21 protein-coding genes are annotated in these 23,151 nt (G+C 50.5%); 11 read left to right on the top strand and 10 right to left on the bottom strand.

Annotated features, from left to right (window positions below):
* The first annotated feature begins 34 nt into the window (after positions 1-34).
* The 4 genes from U9S71_RS04295 (at position 35) to U9S71_RS04280 (ending at position 3,393) form a co-directional block, all read left to right on the top strand.
* The gene (locus U9S71_RS04295) at positions 35-523 is read left to right on the top strand and encodes an Lrp/AsnC family transcriptional regulator (RefSeq protein ID WP_326325520.1); all 489 of its coding nucleotides are present in this window, start codon (positions 35-37) and stop codon (positions 521-523) included.
* Positions 524-589: 66 nt separating this feature from the next.
* Complete coding sequence (locus tag U9S71_RS04290) at positions 590-1,666, top strand: EamA family transporter (protein WP_326325518.1); 1,077 nt, start codon at positions 590-592, stop codon at positions 1,664-1,666.
* 61 nt (positions 1,667-1,727) lie between these two features.
* The gene (locus tag U9S71_RS04285; RefSeq protein ID WP_326325517.1) at positions 1,728-2,495 is read left to right on the top strand and encodes a 5'-nucleotidase C-terminal domain-containing protein; all 768 of its coding nucleotides are present in this window, start codon (positions 1,728-1,730) and stop codon (positions 2,493-2,495) included.
* Positions 2,470-3,393 carry a bifunctional metallophosphatase/5'-nucleotidase gene (locus tag U9S71_RS04280; RefSeq protein ID WP_326325516.1) on the top strand — a complete coding sequence of 308 codons (924 nt, stop codon included), beginning with the start codon at positions 2,470-2,472 and terminating at the stop codon, positions 3,391-3,393. The genes U9S71_RS04285 and U9S71_RS04280 overlap by 26 nt, the downstream gene beginning before the upstream one ends.
* A 22-nt stretch (positions 3,394-3,415) precedes the next feature.
* Here the strand turns inward: U9S71_RS04280 and U9S71_RS04275 are convergent, their stop codons facing one another.
* Entirely contained in the window at positions 3,416-4,237 is an 822-nt protein-coding gene (locus U9S71_RS04275) for an SDR family oxidoreductase (RefSeq protein ID WP_326325515.1), read from the bottom strand.
* Entirely contained in the window at positions 4,218-4,832 is a 615-nt protein-coding gene (gene recR / locus U9S71_RS04270; RefSeq protein WP_326325513.1) for a recombination mediator RecR, read from the bottom strand. The genes U9S71_RS04275 and recR overlap by 20 nt, the downstream gene beginning before the upstream one ends.
* A gap of 132 nt (positions 4,833-4,964) precedes the next feature.
* On the opposite strand from recR, the gene U9S71_RS04265 reads away from it, so the two are divergent.
* The 4 genes from U9S71_RS04265 to mazG all read left to right on the top strand — a co-directional run bounded on the left by U9S71_RS04265 (position 4,965) and on the right by mazG (position 12,053).
* A complete protein-coding gene (locus U9S71_RS04265; protein ID WP_326325512.1) occupies positions 4,965-5,675 on the top strand; it encodes an LOG family protein in 711 nt (236 codons plus the stop codon).
* Positions 5,676-5,853: 178 nt separating this feature from the next.
* Positions 5,854-8,445, top strand: a complete 2,592-nt coding sequence (gene clpB / locus U9S71_RS04260) for an ATP-dependent chaperone ClpB (RefSeq protein ID WP_326325772.1) — start codon at positions 5,854-5,856, stop codon at positions 8,443-8,445.
* Positions 8,446-8,496: 51 nt separating this feature from the next.
* Positions 8,497-11,013, top strand: coding sequence for an ATP-binding protein (locus U9S71_RS04255; RefSeq protein WP_326325511.1), 2,517 nt, complete (start codon positions 8,497-8,499; stop codon positions 11,011-11,013).
* Positions 11,014-11,249: 236 nt separating this feature from the next.
* A complete protein-coding gene (gene mazG / locus U9S71_RS04250) occupies positions 11,250-12,053 on the top strand; it encodes a nucleoside triphosphate pyrophosphohydrolase (protein WP_326325510.1) in 804 nt (267 codons plus the stop codon).
* Here mazG and U9S71_RS04245 read toward each other — a convergent pair.
* Entirely contained in the window at positions 12,048-13,136 is a 1,089-nt protein-coding gene (locus U9S71_RS04245) for a fatty acid desaturase family protein (RefSeq protein WP_326325509.1), read from the bottom strand. The genes mazG and U9S71_RS04245 overlap by 6 nt on opposite strands.
* Before the next feature lie 173 nt (positions 13,137-13,309).
* Between U9S71_RS04245 and trpS the strand changes: the two genes are divergently transcribed.
* Positions 13,310-14,305 carry a tryptophan--tRNA ligase gene (gene trpS / locus U9S71_RS04240; RefSeq protein WP_326325507.1) on the top strand — a complete coding sequence of 332 codons (996 nt, stop codon included), beginning with the start codon at positions 13,310-13,312 and terminating at the stop codon, positions 14,303-14,305.
* 2 nt (positions 14,306-14,307) lie between these two features.
* A complete protein-coding gene (locus tag U9S71_RS04235) occupies positions 14,308-14,922 on the top strand; it encodes a deoxynucleoside kinase (RefSeq protein ID WP_326325506.1) in 615 nt (204 codons plus the stop codon).
* A gap of 79 nt (positions 14,923-15,001) precedes the next feature.
* Here U9S71_RS04235 and U9S71_RS04230 read toward each other — a convergent pair whose 3' ends face one another.
* The 5 genes from U9S71_RS04230 to U9S71_RS04210 form a co-directional block, all read right to left on the bottom strand.
* Positions 15,002-15,853, bottom strand: a complete 852-nt coding sequence (locus U9S71_RS04230; RefSeq protein ID WP_326325504.1) for a sugar phosphate isomerase/epimerase family protein — start codon at positions 15,851-15,853, stop codon at positions 15,002-15,004.
* A gap of 49 nt (positions 15,854-15,902) precedes the next feature.
* Positions 15,903-16,799, bottom strand: coding sequence for an aldo/keto reductase (locus U9S71_RS04225; protein ID WP_326325503.1), 897 nt, complete (start codon positions 16,797-16,799; stop codon positions 15,903-15,905).
* On the bottom strand, positions 16,796-17,533 hold the full coding sequence (bamJ, locus tag U9S71_RS04220) for a BamJ family beta-barrel-assembly machinery protein (RefSeq protein WP_326325502.1): 738 nt from the start codon (positions 17,531-17,533) through the stop codon (positions 16,796-16,798). Before bamJ ends, U9S71_RS04225 begins: the two co-directional genes overlap by 4 nt.
* A gap of 82 nt (positions 17,534-17,615) precedes the next feature.
* Positions 17,616-18,845 (bottom strand): MFS transporter, encoded by a 1,230-nt coding sequence (locus tag U9S71_RS04215; RefSeq protein WP_326325500.1) that lies wholly within the window; start codon positions 18,843-18,845, stop codon positions 17,616-17,618.
* 138 nt (positions 18,846-18,983) lie between these two features.
* A complete protein-coding gene (locus U9S71_RS04210) occupies positions 18,984-19,802 on the bottom strand; it encodes a hypothetical protein (protein WP_326325498.1) in 819 nt (272 codons plus the stop codon).
* Positions 19,803-20,114: 312 nt separating this feature from the next.
* Here U9S71_RS04210 and U9S71_RS04205 point away from each other — a divergent pair, with 312 nt between their 5' ends.
* Positions 20,115-20,537, top strand: a complete 423-nt coding sequence (locus tag U9S71_RS04205) for a hypothetical protein (RefSeq protein ID WP_326325497.1) — start codon at positions 20,115-20,117, stop codon at positions 20,535-20,537.
* Between the two features lie 76 nt (positions 20,538-20,613).
* Here the strand turns inward: U9S71_RS04205 and U9S71_RS04200 are convergent, their stop codons facing one another.
* Together U9S71_RS04200 and recN are read right to left on the bottom strand one after the other, a co-directional pair.
* Positions 20,614-21,432 carry an enoyl-ACP reductase FabI gene (locus U9S71_RS04200; protein ID WP_326325495.1) on the bottom strand — a complete coding sequence of 273 codons (819 nt, stop codon included), beginning with the start codon at positions 21,430-21,432 and terminating at the stop codon, positions 20,614-20,616.
* 53 nt (positions 21,433-21,485) lie between these two features.
* Positions 21,486-23,147, bottom strand: a complete 1,662-nt coding sequence (recN, locus tag U9S71_RS04195; RefSeq protein ID WP_326325493.1) for a DNA repair protein RecN — start codon at positions 23,145-23,147, stop codon at positions 21,486-21,488.
* Positions 23,148-23,151 lie beyond the last annotated feature (4 nt).

Raw genomic sequence — 23,151 nt, 5'->3', positions numbered from 1 at the left:
ACATCATTCTAATATTTAGTATCTTTGCCGAACAATGAACAACGTAGAATATAATCTGGATCAAACCGACTATGCTATCCTGCGATTGATGCAGGAGAATGCACGGATCAGCAACGCGGAAATTGCCCGGGAAGTCGGCATGGCACCATCCGCGATCCTGGAACGCATAAAGAAACTGGAGCAAAAGGATGTTATTTTGCAATACCGGACGAAGATTAACCCGGTGGCGCTGGACCAGACCCTGCTTTCCTTCATTTTCATCCGTGCGGCAGACGGAATCGGGTGCGCAACCACCGGACAGGCGTTGGCGGCTATCCCGGAAGTGCAGGAAGTACACGATATCGCTGGCGACGATGGTTACCTTGTAAAGGTTCGCACAGCCGATTCAGCGGGTCTGGTAGCGCTCATGCGCGATTCGTTCGCCAAAATATCAAGCATCATCTCCACCCGCACCACCATTGTATTGGAAACGGTAAAGGAAGAGCAGCAACTAATGATCCCCGAGACGGCGGAACAGGGATAGCAAAGATCGGGGAGCAAGGAGTAAAGTGCAAGTAGCATAAAGCAAAGCGCATAAAGACAAACAATAATGACAACAGTTTTTGCAAAAGATTCACATTCCCGGGCAACGATTTTCGTGGCATTTGCCATGATTTACATCGTGTGGGGGTCGACATTCTTTTTCATCCACAAGGCGTTGGCCGGCTTCGAGCCGTTCCTACTGGGCGCCGTTCGGTTCAGCACCGCCGGGCTGCTCCTATTGGGGTGGTCTGCTTTCAAGGGATACCGGATATTCGATAAGTCGACCATCTTACACGCCGGGTTGATGGGCATGCTGCTGCTTTTTGTCGACAACGGCATCATTATTTGGGTGGAGCAGTTTATGCCCAGCGGACTGGTAGCCATTATGTCTGCTTCTGCTGCTATTTGGTTTATCGTACTCGACAAGCCCAACTGGAAAGTCAACTTCCGCAACCTACCGATTGTTATCGGTCTCTTCATGGGTTTCTTTGGCGTAGTGATGTTATTTGGCGACCGTATCGCACAGGCCTTCGATGCCTCCGAACGGCAGACCAACATCATGGGCATGACCTTGTTATTGATCGGCGCGTTGGCGTGGACCATCGGCTCGCTGTATTCCAAGTACTTCGGGAAACCCAAATCGGGCGAAAAACGCAACAGTACGGTAAGCACCGCCTGGCAGATGCTGATTGCTGGCATCGCATTTACCGTTACGGCTGCAGCACGGGGTGAGATCACCAACTTCCAACCGGCAAATGTACCGGCATCCGCCTGGTGGGCAATCATCTACTTGATTTTCATGGGATCCATCGTGGCCTATAGCTCCTACATCTGGCTCCTTCAGGTACGTCCGGCCACGGAAGTAAGTACGCACACCTACGTGAATCCCATTGTCGCTGTATTGCTCGGCGCTTGGTTCGCGCACGAGGCGGTAACCGATTCGCAAATCATCGCACTTGCGGTTATTCTGGCAAGCGTTTTATTGATTAACTGGGATGCGTATAACCTGTCCTCGCTATTTACCAAGCGCAGAAAGCGGTTTACCAACCTCCGCGAAAAGGCACGTATACGGGCAACCATCCGCACTTCTATCCCCGCCCCTTCCGGTGGAAAAGCGATGGATACGGCAAAAGGTGAATTTTAAGAGCAGAATACTTACCTTTACCTCGCCCGTTGACGCAACGCTAACGAGGCACTGTCACATCATGAAGTGTTTTACCGTCCGAAATTACCTCCTGCTGTTCGCAGCCGCCATTTGGCTTGGAGGTGCATCTTGCAGCAGGTACTTTGTACCTAGCGGGCAAGCTGTCTATACCCAATTGCAGGTGGACAGTACCATCGTCGAGGATCCCAACTACGTACAATTCTATACGCCTTACAAGGAACAGCTTGAAGCTGAAATGAACCGTGTAATCGGTCGCGCCGCCATCAGCCTGACCAAACCCCGCGACGAACCGGAAACCCTGTTGGGGAATTTCTTCGCCGACGTGCTGTTGGCAGAAGCACGGAAACAGGTGCCCGGCGCCGAATTCGCCTTCGGCACAAAAGGCGGACTCCGCATCGAGCTGCACCAAGGGCCCATTACCATCGGCAACATCTTCGAGCTTATGCCTTTTGAGAACGAAATCGTTGTCTTGGAACTCACCGGTGAAAACGTACTGGGTTTGGCCCAATTCATCGCCGCATCGGGCGGCCAACCCGTATCGGGTATCCGAATGGAAATTATGGATGGCAAAGCGGCCAACATCCGGATCGGCGGTAAGCCCATAGACACGAACCGCACCTACAAACTGGTCACTTATGATTACCTGGCCAACGGCGGCGACCATGCCCTGGGCCTGGCTGACCCGGCAAGCCGCACCGACCTGGGCATAAAAGTGCGCGAAGCGTTAATCAGCTATGTAAGCAATGAAACCGACGCAGGCAACGATATCAACGTACAACTCGATGGAAGAATCACACGCAATCAATAGACGTCGCTTCCTCAAACGGGCGGGCGCATTAGCGGCAGTTTCTGCGATAACCGTACCGACATGGGTACAGGCCAGCGAAGAACACGTATCCTTAACGATACTGCACACCAACGACGTACACAGCCGCATCGAACCGTTCCCGATGGATGGATCGCGTTTCCAGGGACTGGGCGGGGTAGCACGCCGAGCAACGCTGGTGGAACAAATCCGCAAGGAGCAACGCAATGTGCTGTTGCTCGATGCCGGCGACATGGTACAGGGCACTCCCTATTTTAATCTCTTCGGCGGTAAGGTCGAGCTGGAACTGATGAGCAAAATGGGTTACGATGCGGGCACATTCGGTAATCACGAGTTCGATAACGGCTTGGAAGGTCTTGCCGGCATGATCCGCTATGCCAATTTCCCTTTCCTTACGGCAAATTACGACTTCAGCGACACCATCCTTCATGGAAAAACGCGTGACTACCATATTTTCAAGAAGCAAGGGCTTCGGATAGGGGTATTTGGGCTCGGCATCGAGTTGGAGGGATTGGTGGATCCTACGCTTTGCCCCGGCGTCGTTTGCCACGACCCTATTAAGGTGGCTAATGAAATAGCATCACGGCTGAAGAACGACTACAAATGCAGCTTGGTCATCTGTCTCTCGCACCTCGGCTACCGGTATGGTGATGGTAAGGTATCCGATCAGGTGCTCGCCGCCCAAACCCGCGACATCGACCTCATCATCGGTGGGCATACCCACACATTCATGCCCGGGCCGGAATCCGTACGCAACCTTGATGGTGATCTAACCATCATCAACCAAGTTGGGTTTGCAGGTATTAACCTCGGTCGCTTGGATTATCAATTCGAGCGGAAATCAGGAAAGGGAGAATTGGTGACGGCTGGGCTGATTTAACAGACGACCACAGATCTGCGCACTATCTCACCAACGGGTTCTTTTCTTTGGCAAACAGTTGGTATACTTTCTTATCTACCCATGCCGGCAACAACTTATTCATCAGTACGGCGAGCTTACCCTGCCGCGTCATTACCAACGTACGCTTGCGCTTGATAACGCCATGCACAATCCGACTGGCCACTTCTTCTGCGGTCATCATCTTACCTTCGTCCATACTGGTTTCGCCATGCGCCTCACCCGCGGCATCCAATGCGGTCGCCCGGATACCGGAAGCTGTAAACCCCGGACAGGCAATCATCACGTGCAAGCCCGTCTTCCGATTTTCGACCCGCAACGACTCCATAAACCCATGGATGGCAAATTTGGAGGCCGAATATCCCGTGCGGCCCGGCAGCCCCCGGAAGCCAGCGATGGATGATACGGCAACCACCGACCCGTTGCTGCGCAGCAGCTCGGGCATGGCATATTTGGTACAATAAACCGTACCCCAGAAGTTGACATCCATCAGTCGATGCAACACCGTCAGATCCAAATCGGCAAACAGGGCCCGCATGCTGATACCCGCATTGTTGATCAGCACATCAATACCACCGAACGTGGCCAATGCCTGTTGTACCAGCATTTGGCAATCGGTCTCCTTGGCCACATCGCACTGCACGGCCACCGCGCGGATGCCATGGGCTTCTTCCAGCGATTGGGCTAGTGCGCACAAATCTACATAGCGCCGTGCGGCCAGCACTAAATTAGCGCCCTGTTGGGCAAAGGCGCTGGCGCATGCCAAACCAATACCGGATGATGCCCCCGTGATGATAACTGTTTTATTACGCAATGCTCCGCTCATAAGGTACACGGGTAGCAATGGAGCGACCTAACGTCACTTCATCCACATATTCCAATTCACCACCGAAGGCAATCCCCCGCGCAATGGTGCTGATCTGCACGCCTAAATCTTTCAGTTTCTTATAGAGGTAGAAAATGGTCGTATCCCCTTCCATGGTTGCGCTCAGCGCCACGATTACCTCCTTTACACCACCGGCCGCTACACGGTTCACCAAGCTATCGATCTGCAGATCCGACGGACCGATGCCATCCATAGGAGAAATGAGTCCGCCAAGCACGTGATACACACCTTGGTATTGGTCGGTATTCTCGATGGCCATCACATCCCGCGTATCTTCCACCACGCATATCAGTCCGCCATCCCTTTTATGCGAGGCACAGATTTCGCAAATTGCCGTATCCGAAACGTTGTGGCAGGTGGTGCAATACCGGATTTCCCTTTTCAGGTGATCGAGTGCTTCAGTAAACCGCGATACTTCGGCTTCGGGTTGTTTCAGCAGATGGAGTACCAGCCGCAGGGCCGTTTTCTGCCCTACACCCGGCAGCCGACCAAACTCTGCCACAGCCTGTTCCAATAATTTGGAAGAAAAATTCATGACACAAAGATACTTCTTTCGTCCGAAACTCTTAAACCCTCAGCCGCAAGTCGCAAGTTTTGAACCAACGTCTCATATCCAACTGCTTTGCATGAAAAACACTACATTAGCGAAAATCAAAAACACCCATGTATGGCTAGAACACGTGAAGATAAAATCATGCGCGCCTTTGAGAACAAGACGTGGCAGGAAATCAAAGTGAAGGACTCGTGGCAGATATTCAAGATCATGGCCGAGTTTGTAGACGGGTTTGAGAAGCTCGCTAAAATAGGACCCTGCGTATCGATGTTCGGGTCGGCACGGACCGCCCAAGGCCACAACTATTATAAGCTCGCGGAAGAAATAGCGCGATTACTCACCGAGCGTGGTTTCGGCGTCGTTTCGGGCGGCGGGCCCGGCATCATGGAAGCCGCAAACAAAGGCGCACATGAAGCAGGTGGCAAATCCGTAGGCATCAACATCGATCTTCCTTTCGAGCAATTCCACAACCCATACATCGACCGCGACAAGCTCCTCCAATTCAATTACTTTTTCGTGCGCAAGGTCATGTTCATGAAATATTCACAGGGATTCATCGTGCTTCCCGGCGGCTTCGGCACCATGGATGAACTTTTTGAAGCCATCACCCTCATCCAAACCGGTAAAATTGCCCGCTTCCCCATCGTACTCGTGGGAAAAGATTATTGGGGTGGATTGATCGATTGGGTGAAAAAAGCCATGCTCGACGCGGGGAATATCAGCCCCGAAGACCTCAACCTTTACCGGATGGTGGATACCGCAGAGGAGGCCGTAGAACATATCTTTAGGTTTTATGAGAAGTATTTGCTCAAACCGAATTTTTAGTCTTTTCACGCAAAGGCCGCATAAGAACCGCGCAAAAACCTGTCTTTATTTCAGCACAACCCATTAACATACAGACAATTAGTCATTAATTCTAAATCACACACGACAAAATTTCCGATTACCCAATCAAATCGCCCATGGTATTTGTTTTGTGTATATGGCTGAAACAAATACGACAATGAATTTCAACAACTATACCATCAAAGCACAGGAAGCGGTCCAAAAAGCTTCCGAGGTTGCTACGGGCAATCAACAGCAATCCATCGAAACAGCCCATCTATTAAAGGCCCTTCTCCTCGTGGATGAAAACGTGGTAAGCCATTTACTCAAAAAGCTGAATGTAAACGTAAAGCACGTTGAAGACGAGCTCGACAAACAGATCGGCACCTTCCCGAAGGTGAGTGGCAGTAACATCTACCTGTCGTCCACAGCAAACGCCGCCCTGCAGAAGGCTCAATCATACCTCAAGGAATTTAAAGATGAGTTCGTATCCATCGAACACATTCTTTTGGGTATCCTCCATGCAGGCGATAAAACCGCATCGTTACTGAAGGACCAAGGCATCACGGAAAAAGACTTAAAAAAGGCCATCAGTGACCTCCGGGGCAACGCACGGGTAACCGATCAGAACGCTGAGGCCACATACAACGCCCTCAATAAATATGCGCGTAACCTGAATGACTTCGCCGAATCCGGCAAGCTCGACCCGGTCATCGGCCGTGACGAAGAAATCCGTAGGGTGATCCAAATCCTCTCACGCCGCACGAAGAACAACCCGATACTGTTTGGTGAACCGGGTGTGGGTAAAACAGCGATTGCCGAGGGCATCGCACACCGTATCATTAAAGGCGACGTACCCGAGAACCTGAAGCAAAAAACCGTCTTCTCGCTCGATATGGGTGCGCTGATTGCCGGCGCAAAGTATAAAGGTGAATTTGAAGAGCGGCTCAAGGCAGTGGTAAAGGAAGTGACCCAGAGCGATGGTGAAATCATCCTCTTTATCGATGAGATACACACCCTCATCGGTGCTGGTGGCGGTGAAGGCGCCATGGATGCCGCAAACATCCTCAAGCCTGCACTGGCGCGCGGCGAATTGCGGGCCATTGGTGCCACTACCCTCAACGAATACCAGAAATACTTTGAGAAAGACAAGGCATTGGAACGCCGGTTCCAGAAGGTGATGGTGGAAGAACCGGATACGCAGGACGCCATCTCCATCCTGCGTGGACTGAAGGAGCGTTACGAAACGCACCATAAAGTGCGCATCCTCGACGAGGCGATCATCGCAGCGGTGGAACTGTCACAGCGGTATATTGCCGACCGTTTCCTGCCCGACAAGGCCATCGACCTCATGGATGAGGCTGCGTCGAAACTGCGGTTGGAAATGGACTCTGTTCCGGAGGCGGTAGATGAAATCGAACGCCGAATCATGCAGCTGGAAATCGAACGGGAGGCTATCAAGCGCGAGAAAGACACCAAAAAGGTGGACGAGCTGAGCAAAGAAATTGCTAACCTGAGCACGGAGCGCGATTCCCTACGTGCCGCATGGCAGAGCGAGAAGTCATTGGTAGACAGCATCAACCAGGAGCTTGAACAGATAGAGAACTACAAGATCGAAGCCGACCAGGCAGAGCGCGCAGGCGACTATGGCCGAGTGGCCGAGATACGCTATGGCCGTATTAAAGAGTCGCAAGACAAGGTAGAAGCACTCAAAAATGAGCTTAGTGAAAAGCAAGACGATAACCGCATGCTCAAGGAGGAAGTAACGGCAGAAGACATTGCTGGCGTGGTATCGCGGTGGACCGGCATACCCGTGGCCAAGATGGTACAGAGCGAGCGCGACAAATTGCTACACCTTGAAGAAGAACTCCACAAGCGCGTGGCTGGACAAGATGAAGCCATCGAAGCCATTTCCGACGCCATCAGGCGGTCGCGGGCCGGCCTGAGCGACGAGCGGCGCCCTATCGGGTCGTTCATCTTCCTCGGCACCACGGGCGTGGGCAAAACCGAACTAGCCAAAGCGCTGGCCACGTTCCTCTTCAACGACGAACACTCCATGGTCCGTATCGATATGAGCGAATACCAGGAGCGCCATGCGGTATCGCGCCTCATCGGCGCGCCCCCGGGCTATGTGGGTTATGATGAGGGCGGCCAGCTTACCGAGGCCGTAAGGCGGAGACCGTACGCTGTCATCCTGCTCGATGAAATCGAGAAAGCACACCCCGATGTATTTAACATCTTGTTGCAGGTGCTGGACGATGGGCATCTGACGGACAATAAAGGGCGTATGGTGAATTTCAAGAACACCATCATCATCATGACATCTAACATCGGTTCGCACCTCATCCAGGAGAATTTCGGGAACCTGACGGATGAAAACCACGCCGAGTTGATGGCGAAAACGCAAAATGAGGTGTTTGAATTGCTGCAGAAATCCATGCGGCCCGAATTCCTGAACCGCGTCGACGAGATCATCATGTTCACGCCGTTGAACCGCGAAGAGATCGGCAAAATCGTACACCTGCAGTTCGCCAACCTGCAACAGCAGCTGGCCGAAATGGGCATACAGCTTACGGCAAGTGATGAGGCGCTCGATTGGCTGGCACAGCTGGGGTACGACCCCCAATATGGTGCACGACCACTGAAACGGGTGATACAGAAGCATATCCTCAACGAACTATCGAAAGAGATCCTCGCAGGAAAAATAGACAAGGATGCCCGGGTGAAGCTGGATATGTTTGACAGTAAATTCGTGTTTTTGAACGAATAAACACACTTAGCACAATTTTTGGTAACTTTACTGAAAAGTAAGGGAGTATCCATGCCTACCCGAGACATAAAATCAACACGGAGTGTACGGCGCAAAGTTATCTTTGTTTTCCTATCGTGTGCGGTTTCGCTGGTATTGGCTTGGGTAATCAGCCGCGTTGCTTTCACCGAGATCATGGACACGGTAGAAAACATCACGACCCCCGAGCCTAAACTGGAAATCGTAAGCGGCATCTCACGCGATATCATGCGGCTCGACCAGCTGCAGCGTGCCCAGGCGTTCGGCGGCAACGCTGCCTACAACAGCTTTTCAAAAGAATCGGCGGTGATTATCGTTTCGCTCGACTCGCTGAAACGGCTATACGCAGGTAGTGATATGCAACAATCGCGCATCGACTCCATAAAAACACTACTCAAGCAGCGCGACAAGCTATTTACCGCTTACGTAAAGGTGCGCGAGAAAGTGGTGGATAGCAAAGAGTTTTCCGAACAACTGTCATCGCTCAGCGATATTATCTATGAACCCAATACGGAACGTAAAGTCGTTACCACCGAGCGCAAAAGACGCACCACAACGATAGCCGGCGACACCAGTGCTATCACCGTTCCGTTGGTCGAAGACGACCGCGGCTTTTTCTCCCGTCTCTTCGGCAGGAAGCCCACGGAACAGCCGCAACAGGTGGTGGAGGAGCGGCGCATGGTGGAAGAAGAGATGGAAACCATCATCGACACCATCCGGGCCACCCAACCCGATAGCATACTCGCCCGCATCGACAGTGCCGTGCAGCGTTTCCAACGGCTCCAACAGCAACAACGCGAACAGTTCGTTGACCGCGAAATGGAGCTAACGGTAGCCAGTAATGCACTGATCAGCAACATGCTGAGCATCCTTCATTCGGTAGAGAATGAGGCCATGCAGCAGATGGAGGTGGATAATCTGCAAGCCAAGGCAGTAGTAAGCGAAAGCGTGTGGCGTATCGGAGGTATCATCCTCGCATTTTTCTGCATCACGGCCATCATGGTCTATTTGATCCTAGCCGATATCCGTAGGAGCAATGCCGACCGCATGGCGTTGGAAGCTGCCAAGGAGGAGGCGGAATATCATGCAGCGGCCAAGCAGCGCTTCCTGGCCAACATGAGCCACGAGTTGCGCACGCCCCTGCAATCCATCATCGGCTATTCGGAGCAGTTGCAGCAAAGCCGACCCAAGGGCGACACGAAAGTCGACGCCATTTACCAGTCGTCCGAGCACCTGCTTCAGATTGTCAACGAAATTTTGGACTACAGCCGGATCACGTCGGGAAAAATCACACTGAATGAAAAGCCATTTGCGGTAAAAGGCCTCATCAGCAGCGTGGTGGCCGTTATGAAAACCCAAGCTCAGGCCAAAGGACTCGAGCTAAAGCTCAACACACGGGTGCTCGGTTCGGGGTATGTGCTTGGCGATGCTTTCCGTATTAAACAAATCCTTTTCAACTTATTAAGCAATGCGGTGAAATTTACCGACCGAGGAAAAGTCACCCTGAATGTCAGCACCGTGGTTTACCCGGAGAAAACCGAACTGAGTATGGTGGTGAAAGATACCGGCAAAGGCATACCGAAAGTAGACCTCGAACGCATTTTCAACGATTTCGAACAATCCGAAAGCGCTAATTCGGGCACTCATTTCGGCAGCGGACTGGGACTCAGCATCGTTAAAACCATCTGCGAAAGCATGGGCGGACAGATTCGTGTTGATAGCAAAAAGGGGGTCGGCTCGGTCTTTCGGGTCAACTTACCGCTCAAGACGTTCGAGAAGTCGCTTCCCGACACCAACGACCATCCGTTGAAAAACGTAGTACCACCTATTGAGGGCAACGTTTGGATTGTGGATGATGATACGCTTATTTTAGCGCTGTGCCAAAACATACTCGACAAATATGGGGTAACCTACCGGTGTTTCCACTCGCCCAAATCCGTTTTGGATACGCCATGGGACCCGTCGGTAAAAACCATCTTAATGGACATCCGTATGCCCGAGATGGACGGCATACAACTCAATCGCGCGCTCCGTCAGAAAATCCATTCGAAGGACGTAAAAATCTATGCCTGTACCGCCCAGGTATTGCCCGAAGAACAGGAGCAAATCCTGTCCGAAGGATTCGACGGATTGTTGCTCAAGCCATTCAGAGAGGCCGATTTACTCCATTTGCTCGGTATTGCTCCCCTTTCCAACCCGAACGGGACCAGCCACGCCCAGGTATCGGCGATCCGCCATATGGCGCTGGGTGACGACGAGCAAGTCCGGAACATCATAAACCACTACCTCAGCGATACTGCGGCGGACATTCTCGCCCTGAAAACACATTTCGACAAGGGCGATTTAGCGGATGTGGAACTGCTGTTGCATCGCATAGCGGGGCGAACGGCGCAGATCGGCGGTGATGAAATTGCTTTCCGCCTCCGGAAAATGGAAATCGATGCGCGGAGCGGCGAACTACCCGATGGAACCGAACTGGAAAAAGCCATAGATGCAGTGGAAGTATTCGCACAGCAATTGCAGATACACGCTCCGGCCACGGTTGTGTGAACGTTATTTTTTATCTAAGTTTCATCTATCATAACTTGTTCTTCAGCGACAGATGAGAGATCGATAACTGCGAAGCAATCATGAGCACCGATGAAAGCAGATTGCTGCGAATAAACTTGTTTTATATGCCGCTTTTGTAAACTTGCATATAAAAGCATACTTAGCGTAGCGATCTCATTGATGCCAAAAAAATTAACAAAAATATCAATAGTTTATCTAAGTTTGCTGAAAAAACAATGCCCCATACCCCTCCTCCACCCCAAACGACACCGCCGAAAGCATTCGAGCGCCTGTTAACGGTATTGAACACCCTTCGTACGGAATGTCCGTGGGATCGGAAACAGACCATGGAGACGCTCCGTCACCTCAGCATTGAAGAAATGTATGAACTGGGCGATGCGATATTGGACAATGATATCGGCGAGGTGAAGAAAGAACTTGGCGACCTGATGATGCACTTGGTGTTCTACGCGCGGATTGCGGAGGAACAGGGTGCTTTTGATGTCGTGGATGTACTTAACAGTGTATGCGAAAAACTGATTTCACGCCACCCGCATATCTATGGCGATATTGAGGTCGCTGATGAAGACGACGTCAAACGGAACTGGGAGCAGCTTAAACTCAAAGAAGGCAACAAATCGGTACTGGCCGGTGTGCCGCGCTCATTGCCCGCCCTGGTGAAAGCCTACCGCATACAGGATAAAGTGCGGGGCGTGGGGTTCGACTGGGAAGAAAAACACCAGGTGTGGCAAAAAGTGGAGGAAGAACTGGAGGAGTTCAAGCAAGAATTTGACGTGACCACGAATGAAGCTTTCGATACCGAAAAAGCGGAAGCCGAATTTGGTGACCTCCTGTTTTCACTGGTCAATTATGCGCGATTCATCGGCATCAACCCCGAAAATGCACTCGAACGAACCAACAAGAAGTTCATCAAACGGTTCAATCATTTGGAGGCGCGGGCAAAGGAAACGGGCAAGCAGCTGAAAGAAATGACACTTGCCGAAATGGACATCTTCTGGGAAGAAGCCAAATCACTATAATTCGCCGTGCTGGAATATATTCTCGCCCGCACCTTGTTTTTTCAATAATACAAAATGCGACCGCACGGCCTTGATAGCTGGGTAGCAGGTATAAGGTAAGCTATACTCCTCCGCATACCGTTTGATAATGGGCGTAATATATGGATAATACGTATGGGCCACGTGAGGGAACAAATGGTGAGCCACATGATGGGTAAAGCCGCCAAAGAGGAAATTGGCTAGCGGGCTATCCGCACTGAAGTCTTTGGTTACCATCATCTGATGCTCCGCCCACGTCACATTCATCTTGCCATCGGCAGGCGGCAGTGGAAAGATAGCTGTCTCATCCACATGGGTGGAGATTAATGCGATAACACCCAGCAAACTCCCGAAGACATGCATGCACAACCACCCCAACACCACGATGTACCACGGCTGGCCGAGCACCATAAGGGGGATACCGATGAGGTAGAAAATGTTAAACGCTTTAGCCGCGAATAACCGGTAATACTCTATGCGCGGGATTTTCAGGATACGTTTCACATAATTGTCTTTCGTGCCGAAGAAGTCCTTGAAGTCGCGGATAAACAACCAATTGAGCGTATATAACGGATAGAGCAAAAACATATAAATATGCTGGTACCGGTGCTGGTTCAGGTACTCGCTATCGGGGAAAATCCGTACCAGATCGCTTTGCTTAATATCGGTGTCCCAGTGTTGTATATTCGGATAAGGATGGTGCAACGCGTTGTGCCGCTTGGCCCATAACCAGCTGTTGCTACCAAAAAGTTCCAGCACGTACATAAACCGCTGGTTGTGTTTCCGCTTCTTGAATACCGACCCGTGTGCCGCGTCGTGGAAGGCATTGATGAACAGCATAATCATCGAGAAGCCCAAAAATATATAACAAAGGAATAGTATCGGCGTGGAATTGCCAAACAGCAGAATGCAGGTATAGAGACCCACGTATAGGAAAAGCAGAAAATAAGTTTTCACCACATTACGCCGTTGGATGCGCTTGTCACCAAGCACGTTTTGCTGTACCTCTCGCTGCAGTTTCTTGAAGAAATCATCGGGCCCGGGTTTTCTATATGTTGGTTTCACCAATGTCTCCATGCTTAACTCCTATTAATCGTTAGACCTCGCAAATGTAGCGATAATCGCCTTAAACCGCCATCAAAACCATGGAAATGATTTACCACATTGACATTGCAATGACCGATAGCGACGAGCTTCGCATCCAAATTTACCAATAAATCCGTACTTTCGCACGCATTATGGAAACAGTAGTGAGCGGCATCCGCAGTACCGGAAAATTACACTTAGGAAATTATTATGGGGCAGTGACCAATTTCGTGCAGATGCAACATGAACATCATTGCTATTTTTTTATTGCCGATCTCCACTCGCTGACCACCCACCCCACCCCCGCCGACTTACATACCAACGTGCGCCAAGTGGCGGTGGAATACCTCGCCGCAGGCATTGACCCGGATGTGGCAACCATATACGTCCAATCGGACGTGCCCGAAGTAACGGAGCTATACCTCTACCTCAATATGAACAGCTATTTGGGTGAGCTGGAACGGGCTACGTCATTCAAAGATAAGGTAAGGGCGAATCCAGACAATGTGAATGCCGGCCTCCTCACCTACCCCGTGCTGATGGCGGCCGACATCCTGCTGCATCGCGCCACGAAGGTGCCTGTGGGGAAAGACCAAGAGCAGCACCTGGAAATGACACGTACCTTCGCTAATCGATTTAACAGGCTGTATAAAACCGATTATTTCACCGAGCCGCACGCGTTTTCCTTCGGCAAGCAGCTGGTAAAAATACCGGGGTTGGACGGCAAAGGTAAAATGGGCAAATCCGAAGGTGAGGCAAACGCGGTTTACTTGTCGGATACACCGGAAATGATCCGTAAAAAAGTGATGCGTGCCGTAACCGATGGGGGACCTACCGAGCCTAATCAACAGAAGCCCGACGTGATCCAGAATCTGTTTACGCTGCTCGACGCAGTCTCCACGCCCGATACAGTGAAACATTTCGACGACTTGTACAACACCTGCCAAATTCGCTACGGCGACCTCAAGAAGCAGCTGGCCGAAGATGTGATTGCCGCCACAGCGTCCGTTCGCTCACGTATTGCCGAAATTTCCGATGATAACGACTATATTAGCAAAACGATTCGGCAGGGGAATGAAAAAGCACGCGAAAGTGCACGGAAAACCCTGACGGAAATACGTGAGATTATCGGTTTCAAGAAGTTTTAGACATGCACATAGCCATCGTAGGAAATATCGGCGCGGGTAAGACCACACTCACTAAGCTACTCGCCAACCACCTCAATTGGGCACCCCAATTTGAAGCAGTGGATGACAATCCTTACCTCGAGGACTTTTACAGCGACATGAAGCGTTGGGCATTTAACCTGCAGATTTTTTTCCTTAACAGTCGCTTCCGCCATATCGTAAAACTGCAGCAGCAAGAAATGAACATCATCCAGGATCGTACCATTTATGAAGATGCCTACATCTTTGCGGAGAACCTATATGATATGGGATTGATGAGTGCGCGCGATTTTGAAAATTACAGCAACATCTTCGAAAGTATCGTATCGTATATCAAACCACCCGACCTCCTCATTTACCTCAGGGCTTCCGTGCCTACGTTGGTAGAAAACATCCAAACGCGGGGCCGCGAATACGAAGCGAACATCCGGTTGGATTACCTATCCAAGCTCAATGCAAAATACGAGAAGTGGATCAAAGCCTATAAGGAAGGGAAGCTACTTATCCTCGACAAGGATAAGCTCGATTTTGCGAACAACCCGGAAGACCTGGGGTTCGTACTCCAAAAAATCGAAACGGAATTATTCGGTTTATTTTGATGAAAACATGTTGATGAAAACCTGCGGCCGGGGCACGATGCCACCAGCTCGCAAGTTATTCGTATAAGTGATCAAGCCATTAATGGCTCGTTAGGATATTCCTGAAATTAACAACGCTTTGTTTCACATCTCCAGCATTGTCTTCCCAGTTGTGCTCATATTCGGCAGAGATATTCCCTTTGAACCCCTGGCGCTTTAACTCCGCAATTACAGCTTCCACGTTGCATACACCCGTACCCCAGTGCACGTCGTGTGCGCTAGCAGATTTCTCCGAAAGGTCTTTGAAGTGCAAACTAACCAAATGGCCGTCATACTTTTTAAGGCTCTCCACGGGATCCAATCCAGACCGTACCCAATGGCCGATATCGGCACAGGCGCCCACGTATTTGCTATCCGCCGCGGCAACGGCATCAAGCACCGCCTGCGGGCTCCAGTAATGCGAGGGCTTGGGGTGGTTATGGATACCTACCTTAATCTTATACCGGTTTGCCAGTCGGCCGATCATCTGCATGGCGTCGGCGCTGGGCTCCGTATTGATTACTTTAATACCCATTGCCTTAGCAAATTCGAAAATCTGTGTCCACTCCGCTTCATTGCTGCCATTGACCACGCCAAATGCGCAGAGTTTCACCCCTTCTTTCTTGAGTGCCTTCAAGATAGCCTTACGTTTAGCAGCATCCATTTTGTAGTCCATCACCCCTCCCATACCACCGCCGAGTTGCTGTCCGGGGTAGGCCTCCACCGACTTGAGTCCGGCGCTGAGCGTCTTATCTACGGCCTCAAAAAATGTAAACCGATTGAAGGTATAGGTCTGGGCCGAGAGGTACCATCCCAACTTCTTTTCCGGTTGTTGCTGTGCGCTCACCATGGTTATACCCAAGCTCAGGCCTACCAAGGCCAAGAGAACTACTCGTCTTAACTGCTTACTCATGTTGTTTAGTTAAATTATTTAATGGTAAAATCTAAATACGAAAATCTCCTCACCGATGCGCCTCATAATGGAACGACCGGACCGACTGCCGAAGGAATGTGCGTTGGTCTGCTGATAAAGGTTCCACATGCTGTAATGTATCGATTGCCTCATCCAGTTGAGCGGTTGTGCGTATCCCCAATGCTGCAGTGGCAACAGCCGGGTGCCCCCTCACATAACCCAGCGCCACTTCCAGCGGCGACAACCCCAATTCAGCCGCCACCTTGGCAACGGCTTTCGCCGCACGGCCTACCTCACCATCGGTATATTGCAGGTAGCTGCTCGCCTCTTTACCGATCAGCAACCCCTGGGCAACAGCTCCCCGGCAAATGACACTGATATCATGCTCGTGGAGTAGGTCGAGCGTAGCTTCTTCCGGCCGATGGTCCAACAGACTATACTGCGTCATCACGCTAACGATATTGGAGCGCTCGATATATTCGCGGATTACATTCGGCCGGATGGATGAGATGCCGTACCACCGGATTTTCCCCTGCTCTTTAATTCGTTCAAACGCCTCGATGATCTCATCTATGGGGTCATCAATGGTTCCACCGTGCAATTGATACAAGTCGATATAATCGGTTTTTAACCGTTTCAAACTTTGGTCGACATGCTTTAGAATATAGGCCTTACTCGGGTTCCAATCCCACCCACTACCGTCAGGACGCCACTGGTTACCTACTTTCGTGGCAATAATGACATCCTTCCGGATAGGTTTGAGGGCCTCACCCACGTACAATTCATTAAGGCCTTTGAGATAGAGGTCTGCCGTGTCGAAATAATTGACACCGGCGTCAGCCGCTTTGCGCAGCAGGTCCGCGTAGACCGTTACTTTCTCGCCCAACGACATACAGCCGAAACTTACTGGGCTTACCCGCAAATCCGATTTGCCCAGCCGTTTCATTTCGCTTGGTCCATTTCGACCACCGCAGGTGTAACGACAGCCGGCTGTACCGACACCAGTTCCACGTCAAAAATCAACGGACTATAAGGCGGGATATCCTGCCCGGCACCGCGCTCGCCATAGCCAAGCTCATAGGGCACATACATCCGGTAATGCGCACCCGCAGGCATCAGCTGCAGCCCCTCCTGCCACCCTACAATGACACGTTCCAAAGGGAATGTAGTCAGCTGGCCGCGATCATAAGAGCTATCGAACACATTTCCATTGGTGAGCTGCCCTTTATAATGTACTGTTACTGTATCGCGCAGCGTTGGCCGCGCACCGGTCCCTTCTCGAATAACCTCATATTGGAGCCCCGAGGGTGTGGTTATGACGCCAGCGCGTGTTTTGTTTTTCTCCATAAACACCTGGGCCTCATTACGCTTCCGGATGTCTATTTTCTCCCGGGCAGCCGTAATTGCCTGCATAATCAATTCGCGCTCTTGTACCTCATTCAGCGGACTTTCCTTTCCGGCGAACACATCGCTAATAGCCTGGGCAAGGACTTCGGCGTTTACGGTTTCGATACCGGTGCGCTTCAGGTCGCGCGCCACGGAAGCCCCAAAGGCGTATGCAATGGAATCGGACTGGTTGGTCAGCACGGGTACGCTTCCATTTGTCTCCTGTTGAGCACTTACAAATCCGCAGGTTACCAACAGTGCACTACTTAGTATGCCTACATTTAAAAACTTCATATTGGAATTGCTAATTACTATCAGAATAGCGCACCAAACTTATATAAACTCACACACATATGCAAGTGTCGTTTTCGTTACTTTATGCCTTGCTGGCTGTGGCAGCCACGTTCCTTAGGTTCGGCAGAAACGCCGCTACGACACCAATAAGCGGCAAGAACGAGCAAACGTGATACACATAGTCGATACCCTGGTTATCGGCCAACTTACCCAGCACAGCCGAACCGATGCCCCCCATTCCGAATGCGAAACCGAAAAACAAACCAGATACCATGCCGACATTGCCCGGCAACAGCTCCTGCGCATACACCAAAATGGCCGCAAATGCCGAAGCGATGATGACGCCGATGACAAAAGAAAGGAGAATCGTCCAAAAAAGATTTGCATATGGTAATGCCAGCGTAAACGGCGATGCGCCCAAAATGGACAGCCAAATCACGTATTTACGGCCTATACGGTCGCCCACGGGGCCACCGATCATGGTCCCTGCCGCGACGGCAAACAGGAATATAAACAAGTAAATTTGCGATTGCTGTACCGACACATCGAATTTGTGCATCAAGTAGAATGTGTAATAGCTGGTGAGGCTGGCAAAATAAAAATACTTGGAAAAAATTAAAATCAGCAATACTGCTATGGAACTGATCACGGTTTTACGGGGCAGCGTGCGCCGCACAAGCTCCTTGACTTTATTTTTCCGGAGGATGTAATTGCGGATGGATTTGGGCTTGTACCATTTACCGATGCGGTAAAGGATAATGATCGCTGTAAGTGCCGCGATGGAAAACCAAATAACATGGAATTGCCCAAAAGGGGCGATAAGCATGGCAGCCAACAGTGGACCGATAGCGCTACCCGCATTGCCGCCCACCTGGAAGAGCGATTGGGCGAAGCCCCGCCGACCGCCAGACGCCGCGTACGCCATCCGGGATGCTTCCGGATGGAATACGGATGACCCCGCCCCTACAAAAGCTACGGAAACCAACATCCATTGGTAACTGGGGGCCAGTGCCATCATCACCAATCCGGTGAGACTAAAGCCCATGCCCACGGGTAAGGCATACGGATACGGCTTTGTGTCCGTTATAATACCAACCAAAGGTTGCAAAAGCGAGGAAGACAGCTGAAACACCAGCGTGATCACACCGATTTGCGAAAAACTCAACTGAAAAGAATCCTTCACGATCGGATAAATCGCCGGAATAAGCGACTGTATGGTATCATTGAGCAGGTGGGAAAAACTCAATGCGAACAGAACCGGATAAATAGTGGCAGATACGTGTTTATTGACGGTGGATACCTCGTTGCCCATGTACGCGAAATGATTTTTTCTGCAAAGCTAAACATATTATCGATGCAGCGAATCATCGTTTTGCAAAAAACCGGGGCACGGATTCCCGCGCCCCGGTTGGTGCATCAGATCGATATTTAGGCAGCTACGCCTCCCCCCTTATAATGTCAAACTCAATTTGATTTGAAATACGTTATTCTTGAATTTCTCTTCTCCGGCCTGCACATCACCGCCGCCTTCGCTTGTTTCATATGCATACTTAAAGGATCCCGGGAAGTAGTCTATCGACAGGCCGATTACACTATAGCGCACGGTGGCCCCATAATTTTGTTTAAAGCCGAATTTCCCCAGTTTCCCGAATGCAGCGATACCATCTACTTCCTCACTATCTTCTTCTTCGGGCATGAACGTAAAATAGCGTTCGTCGTCCTCGCTATAGGCGTAATAATCCAAGCCGTTCACAAAATAGGTTGCAGCGAGCTGGGCACGGACATCTAGAACCAATTTATCGATAAAATTGATCGAAATCACGGGTCCGATTTTAGAGGATGCTGAGGCGGCGAAAAAACCCATTTCGTCTACCTCATACCCAGCGGCCCTGTCTCTTTCAATGATGCTACTCCAGTCCAGTTCGTTGTAGGTAAGCGAAAGCTGTGTCCAATCCAGCCCGATCTTCGTATCGAATATCGGCAACAGGCTGTTCTTGTTAAAATAATAGTTACGGCCAAACTCAAACACATAGCCGCGCTTTGCGCCGTAACGCCCGTCCAAGAGGTTCTCAAGCATGGTGGCGTCGCTAGCCAATCCGCCATCGTCAACGGAAAAATTGGACAGATCGTCGTTCAGCTCCTGTCCGAAGTTACTGAACCCGAGCCGCAGATAACCTCTGCTAAGTTTGGATTCATTCCGCGTAATCTGTCCGTAGGACCAAGTAGCGGTAGCCAATAAAACGGTCAATACTAGTAGTTGTTTTTTCATGATTAAATGATAAGGGTTTAAACGTTATTTGATTCAGTAAACTGGAATGGTATGGGTGTGGTAGATGTTCCTTTTTTATTTGGGTCTCGATATGCTATCTATTCTCCTTGCTAAAGCTTTAAGTGATAAAAATCATTACAAACGTAGCCAATGGAAACCCTTCAAAAAATACCCAGTAGTGGGTATTTTAGCTGCCCATTTTGACCATCGTATTCTTGGAGCAGTTATTGCATTAAACTTTTTGGCATCAGTCGATGTCATATAGATAAAAGGACGAGTAAACAAAGTAATTCATCTAAAGAACGAACTAATATGAAAAAGTATTTAACCTTAGTCGTCGGACTAATCATCATTGGCGGCATGTCGTCTTGCACGAAAGAATATTACGATACGGTTCCCAGTCAAACCTTCATTTATGAAATCGGTCAAAACGGCTGGACATGGGAAGATGGCGTGAGCCATCAGGTGTTTCACACCAAAACACTCCCCGAATTGAACGATTACTACCTGCTGGAGGGCGGTGTGAGTGTTGCCATTAGCTTCGACGGTGAAAGTTCCTACGACATCCTCCCCACTACCTTCAATGGTATTGCTTATTCCGTAAACTATACCGTCGGCGCCATCACCATCTTCGCTGAAGATCCGTTGGCAGAGGCAGGCATAGAAATTCCGCTACCAGACCCAGCCGTCGTGAAGGTGATACTTTCCGAATCCGATTTTATAAGAGAGTTTTAGGCTTGGTCATATATTAACATTCACTCATAAAAAAAGCGGCATTTAGCCGCTTTTTTTATGAGTGAATCCGTATCATCTACTCTGCTCCCATTCCTTCGATTACGGCCTGGCTTACACCCGTAAACGAAAATCCGCCATCGTGAAACAGGTTCTGCATGGTCACCATCTTGGTGAGGTCGGAGAATAAGGTAACGGTATAGTCTGCACATTGGTCGGCTGTTGCATTGCCCAACGGCGACATCTTATCGGCATACGAAATGAAATCACCAAAGCCCTTTACGCCCGAGCCCGCCGTGGTCTGCGTGGGCGACTGGCTGATGGTATTCACCCGCACATGCTTCTTCACACCGTATTGATACCCGAAATTACGGGTAATGCTTTCCAACAGCGCCTTGGCATCAGCCATGTCGTTATAATCGGGGAATACGCGCTGCGCGGCGATATACGTCAGCGCAACCACAGAGCCCCAATCATTGATGGCATCTTTCTTCATGGCAGTAGCCAGCACACGGTGCAGGCTGATGGCCGAAATATCAAATGCCTTATGCATGAAATCGTAATTGTTTTCGGCATAAGGGATTCCCTTGCGCACGTTGATACTCATACCAACTGAATGTAGGATGAAGTCTACCTTACCACCGAAATGGGCTACGGCTTGGTCAAACAGGTTCTCGATATCCTCGGTACTGGTTACGTCGGCAGGAATAACAGGTGCATTATTGCACTCCTCCGCCAATTGCTTGATGGTACCCATACGTAACGCCACCGGCGCATTGGTAAGCACAATGTCGGCACCTTCCTGCACGCACCGTTGTGCCGTTTTCCAAGCGATCGACTTATCATCCAAAGCACCGAAAATAATTCCTTTCTTTCCTTTCAATAGGTTATGCGACATAGTTCGTTGTTTTTTTGTCAATAAAATACAGGGGGTAAAAGTAATGCTTTTTTTTATCTTCCCAACAGCTCGGCAGCATGTTGCATAGCGGCCTCACCCGGGTTGGCACCACTTAGCATCTGCGCCAGCTCCAATATCCGCTCCTCTGGCTGTAACTGTACGATTTGTGTCGCTGTCTTTTCGGCCGACTCGGCCTTGTAGACTTTGAAATGGGCATTCCCTTTCGCTGCGATCTGCGGCAAGTGTGTAATGGCAATCACTTGCATACGTGTAGCCAAACGCTCCATAATATCGGCTACCTTCAGCGCCACTTCGCCGGATATACCCGTATCGATTTCGTCAAAGATGATGGTGGGCAACGACGACGTTTTGGCAACCAGCGATTTGATGGCGAGCATCAACCGCGATAACTCACCACCCGAAGCAACCTTACCGATAGGTTGCGGCTCCTGGCCGCGATTGGCTGTAAACCGAAAATCCACCCGGTCTTGCCCCGAGTCCCTGATTTCTCCTTCCTTCGACTGGGAGATTTCGATATGCAATCGGCTATGTGGCATACCCACCTCATTCAAAACCCGACCTATTTCTTCTTCCACCAACGAAACAACGGATCGCCGACTTTGGCTCAATGCCTTTGCCAGTTCCAGTAGTTCGGCCTGCAACTGCTTCACCTCAGCTTCCAATCGCTCAATAGCAGCTTCACCGGCCGATACGCCAGCCAATTTCTCCGCCAACTCCCCGTGCAGGGCAATCAGGGCATCCGGGGCTTCCACCCGATGTTTCTGCTGCAGCGCATAAAGTTGGCTAAGCCGCTCATTTACCATCACCAACCGTTCTTCGTCCAACGAGACACCCTGCTCGATATGGCCCACCTCATCGGCCAGGTCTTTGAGCTCAATGAAACTACTGTGCAGTCGCGCGGTCTGCGGCGAAAGCACAGGCATGTGCTGCTCGGCTTGTTGCAGTTGCTGGAGGGCTGTTTTAAGAAGCGCTACGACATTGACCTCCCCTTCCTGCAAAGCATCGGCCACACCGAGGAGGCCCCGTTTAATTTCTTCGGCGTGCTCCAGCTGCTGTTGTTCCGTTTCCAACTGAACGGCCTCACCGGCCACCAGTTTGGCTTCATCCAGCTCGTCATACAGAAACTGATGGTAGTCGGCCTCTGCATTTGCCCTAGCCGCTTCGTCTTTCAAGCCGGTGAGTCGGGCTGCTGCCGACCGGTGTGCCCGGTATACCGTGGCATACTGCTCGCGTAATGGCTGGTTTTGGGCTACACTATCCAAAATGATCAACTGAAATGATTCCGCGTTGAGCTGCAATGTGGCGTGCTGGGAGTGGATATCGATGAGCTTCTCGGTCAGTGCCTTCAATACCTGTAAGGTCACCGGCGTATCATTCACAAACGCCCGCGATTTGCCGTCTACGCTAACTTCCCTGCGTATAATCGTTTCCTGCTCATAATCCAAATCCTGCTCGGTAAAAAAATCAGTCAATTGATAACCGGAGATATCGAAATACCCTTCGATGATGCATTTTTTCTGCTGGCTAAAAAAATAACGGCTTTCCACACGTTGCCCCAGGATTAACGACAGCCCTCCCATGATGATGGATTTGCCGGCCCCGGTTTCACCGGTCAGGATGTTCAAGCCCTTATCGAAATGGATATCGAGCGAATCAATTAGCGCGTAGTTTCGGATGGATAGGCGACTCAGCATATAA

The organism is Parapedobacter flavus (genome assembly GCF_035818675.1).
Classification (GTDB): domain Bacteria; phylum Bacteroidota; class Bacteroidia; order Sphingobacteriales; family Sphingobacteriaceae; genus Parapedobacter; species Parapedobacter flavus.
Note: the sequence above shows the minus strand (reverse complement) of the source record. Positions and strands in the feature narration are given on the sequence as shown.